This window comes from Lutibacter sp., from assembly GCF_040883305.1.
In the GTDB taxonomy this organism is placed as follows: Bacteria; Bacteroidota; Bacteroidia; order Flavobacteriales; family Flavobacteriaceae; genus Lutibacter.
Genome location: NZ_JBFLKT010000205.1, coordinates 1 through 4,097, shown reverse-complemented (window position 1 = coordinate 4,097; position 4,097 = coordinate 1). Strand labels below are relative to the sequence as shown.

At 31.6% G+C, this 4,097-nt stretch carries 2 protein-coding genes and 1 pseudogene; all 3 read right to left on the bottom strand.

The features are described 5' to 3' along the window. Positions 1 to 154: 154 nt before the first annotated feature. Complete coding sequence (secA, locus tag AB1Z17_RS06510; protein ID WP_368050987.1) at positions 155 to 3,493, bottom strand: preprotein translocase subunit SecA; 3,339 nt, start codon at positions 3,491 to 3,493, stop codon at positions 155 to 157. A gap of 172 nt (positions 3,494 to 3,665) precedes the next feature. Further along, on the bottom strand, positions 3,666 to 3,887 hold the full coding sequence (locus AB1Z17_RS06505; RefSeq protein ID WP_089376785.1) for a DUF2795 domain-containing protein: 222 nt from the start codon (positions 3,885 to 3,887) through the stop codon (positions 3,666 to 3,668). Positions 3,888 to 3,981: 94 nt separating this feature from the next. Further along, positions 3,982 to 4,097 (bottom strand): annotated as a pseudogene (locus AB1Z17_RS06500) (ATP:cob(I)alamin adenosyltransferase); the annotation flags it as partial.

The following is a 4,097-nucleotide window of genomic DNA, read 5'->3' as shown; positions in this document are numbered from 1 at the left end:
TTAATGCTAATTGTGCCAACGTTATTAATTGCCAAAATAGATCCAGTTAAATCAATTAAGTTTGAATAAGAATTAATTTTAGTGTTCTTAATAAGCATAAAAAAACCCCATTTTTTGGGGTCTTTTTATTAATTATTTCATATTTAATGATGTATTAATCTTCAACAATAACCCATTCACCTTTTTGAATTAATGGAATGGCTTGTTTGTATTTTACCGATTTATTTTCACCACTCATTACATTCTTAATTGTCACTTTTTCGTTTCTACCTATTTTACGTTCTGTACGAACAATAGTTTCAACTACTTGTTGCTGTTGTGTTTGATTGGTTTGAGTGCCTTCAGTTGGATTTTGATAATCTTCTTTACTTAACTGAACTTTTTCTCTTTTTTGTTCTCTTGCCTGTGAAACTTGATTTGCATCCTGAGAAGGTAATTCCCCTTTAAATAAGAAGGAAAGCACTTCTCTATTTACTTTATCAAGCATTTCATTAAACAATTCAAAAGATTCAAATTTGTAAATTAATAAAGGATCTTTTTGCTCGTAAGTAGCATTCTGAACCGATTGTTTTAATTCATCCATTTGGCGTAAATGATCTTTCCAAGTATCATCAATTATTGCTAAAGTAATGTTCTTTTCAAAATCAGTAACCAAACCTTTTCCTTCACTTTCATACGCTTCTTTTAAGTTGGTTACAACTTTTAATTCTTTGGTTCCATCGGTAAAAGGAACAACAATTCGCTCGTATTTATCCCCTTGGTTTTCATAAACATCTTTAATTACAGGATATGCAGCTTTAGCACTTCTTTCTAATTTTTCTTTATAATGTTTGTAAACAACATCAAAAAGTTGGTCTGTAAGTTCTTGTTCCGTAAGATTTTTAAATTCTTCTTCAGTAAAAGGTGAAGATGTAGATGAAAAACGAATTAATTCGAATTCAAAATTTTGATAATCGTTTGCAAGTTTACTTTCTCTAACCAAAGCACTACACGTATCGTACACCATATTTACAATGTCTACTTGTAAACGCTCTCCGTATAACGCGTGACGACGACGTTTGTATACAACTTCACGTTGCGAGTTCATAACATCATCATATTCTAGTAATCTTTTACGAACCCCAAAATTATTTTCTTCAACTTTGCGTTGCGCTCTTTCAATTGATTTGGTAATCATAGAATGTTGAATTACTTCACCTTCTTGAAGTCCCATTCTATCCATCATTTTTGCAATTCGTTCCGATCCGAACAAACGCATTAAGTTATCTTCTAAAGAAACATAGAATTGAGAGGAACCTGGATCTCCTTGACGACCGGCACGTCCACGTAACTGACGGTCAACACGTCTAGAATCATGACGTTCCGTACCTATAATTGCTAAACCACCAGCGGCTTTTACGGCATCAGATAATTTAATATCCGTTCCACGTCCTGCCATATTTGTTGCAATTGTTACAATACCTGGGTTACCAGCTTCTGCAACAATATCGGCTTCTTTTTTATGTAATTTTGCATTTAATACATTGTGATTAATTTTTCTGATAGAAAGCATTCTTCCTAATAATTCAGAAATCTCAACTGAAGTAGTACCTACTAAAACAGGTTGTCCATTATTAACTAATTTTTCAATTTCATTAATAACAGCGTTGTATTTTTCTCTTTTAGTTTTAAAAATTAAATCTTCTCTATCATCTCTAATTAAAGGTACATTTGTTGGAATTTCAACAACATCTAATTTGTAGATATCCCAGAATTCTCCAGCTTCTGTAATTGCAGTACCTGTCATACCACTTAATTTGCGGTACATTCTAAAATAATTTTGAAGTGTTACGGTAGCATATGTCTGCGTTGCAGCTTCAATTTTTACATTTTCTTTGGCTTCAATTGCTTGGTGCAACCCGTCTGAATAGCGACGACCATCCATAATACGACCAGTTTGCTCATCAACAATTTTAATTTTATCCTCCATTATTACATATTCAACATCTTTTTCAAAAAGTGTATATGCTTTTAATAGCTGATTCATTGTATGAATTCGCTCACTTTTAATACTAAAATCTCGGTATAATTCTTCTTTTTTAGAAGTAGCTTCTTCAGGAGAAATGTTGCTACTTTCTATAGCACCAATTTCCGTACTTAAATCTGGTAAAATAAAGAAATTATCATCACCATCATCACCAGATAAAAAAGTAATTCCTTTATCCGTTAACTCTATCGAATTATTTTTTTCATCAATTACAAAATACAACTCCTCGTCAATTTTAGGCATTTCGCGGTTGTTATCTTGCATGTAGAAGTTTTCAGTTTTTTGCAATAACTGTTTTATTCCTTCTTGACTTAAAAATTTAATTAAAGCTTTACTTTTTGGCAATCCTCTAAATACACGGAGCAATAAAAAACCACCCTCTTTTGTATCACCTTCTTTTATTAATTTTTTTACGTCAGCTAAAACTCCTGTTAAGTAGTTACGCTGAATAGAAACTATTTTATCTACACTTGGTTTTAACTCGTTAAATTCGTGTCTGTCGGCATTTGCAGTTGCACCTGAAATAATTAATGGTGTACGTGCATCATCTACCAAAACAGAATCCACCTCATCTACAATTGCATAATTATGCGGACGTTGCACTAAATCGTTAGGTGAGTGCGCCATATTATCACGCAAATAATCGAAACCAAATTCGTTATTTGTACCATATGTAATATCAGAATTATAAGCTTTTCTTCTTGCATCGGAATTTGGTTGATGATGATCAACACAATCAACACTTAAACCGTGAAATTCAAAAATTGGTCCCATCCAAGCAGCATCACGTTTTGCTAAATAATCGTTTACAGTTACAACGTGTACACCTTTTCCAGATAAAGCATTTAAATACACAGGAAGTGTAGATACCAAGGTTTTACCTTCACCCGTCATCATCTCTGCAATTTTACCTTGATGCAAAACGGCTCCACCAATAAGTTGCACATCGTAATGCACCATATCCCAAGTTACTAATTTACCTTGTGCATCCCAAGTATTTGCCCAAAACGCTTGTTCGTTTTCGAGTGTTATATTATTTCTGGTAGCTGAAAGTTCTCTATCAAAAGGTGTTGCGGTAACGGTAATAGTTTCATTTTCTTTAAAGCGTTTTGCAGTTTCTTTAACAACAGCAAATGCTTCAGGCATAATTTCTGTTAAAATTTTATCTAAAGCCTCATAAGAAGTATCTTCTAATTGATCAATTTCAGCATATATTTCTTCTTTTCTATCAACATTTGCCTCGTGCGCTTCTTCTTGGAGTTCACTTATTTTAGAAGTAAACTCATTTGTTGCTTTTGCAATTATTTCTTTAAAATAGCCTGTTTTTGCTCTTAATTGGTCATTTGTTAAATTAGACATTTCATTTTCAAACGCTGCAACTTTTTTTACAATAGGTTGTAATACCTTTAAATCGCTTTTTTTCTTATCTCCAACAAATACTTTTAATACTGAATTTAAAATACTCATGTTTTGTGTATGAATTTATTTTAGTAACCTTTAAAAAAGGTCTTTTTTTCTATTATTGTTTCGTAAGCGAATTTAAAATATTTAAATTTTAAAAAGCTTAAAATTATGTTTAAATTATAGTTTAAAACCAAAAAAAAGCCTCAACCGAGACTTTTTTTTGAATTTTAATATTTTAATATTCATCTTCATTCCAGAGATAATCATCTTCGGAAGGATAATCCGGCCAAATTTCAAGAATGGATTCAAAATTTTCATCTGCGTCTTCAATTTCTTGAAGGTTTTCAACAACTTCTAATGGAGCTCCTGTTCTTATTGCATAATCAATCAACTCATCTTTTGTTGCAGGCCATGGTGCATCTGATAAATATGATGCTAATTCTAGTGTCCAATACATAACTTTTTTTGTATTAAATATTTTTGCAAAAATAATTTTTTTACTTAAAGATACAAGCTATTTCTTACTTTTTTTCAATAATAAAAAGAACTTGTTATAATTTCTCAGGAATCCAAGGGATTTCTTGAGCGTTATTATCAATAGTCAATTTTCGTGCCAGTACAAAAAGATAGTCAGAAAGTCTATTTAAATACACTATTATTAGTTCAT

Coding starts and splice junctions, on each gene's coding strand:
- secA (WP_368050987.1), bottom strand. CDS start 3,493: ATGAGTATTTTAAATTCAGTATTAAAAGTATTTGTTGGAGATAAGAAA.
- AB1Z17_RS06505 (WP_089376785.1), bottom strand. CDS start 3,887: ATGTATTGGACACTAGAATTAGCATCATATTTATCAGATGCACCATGG.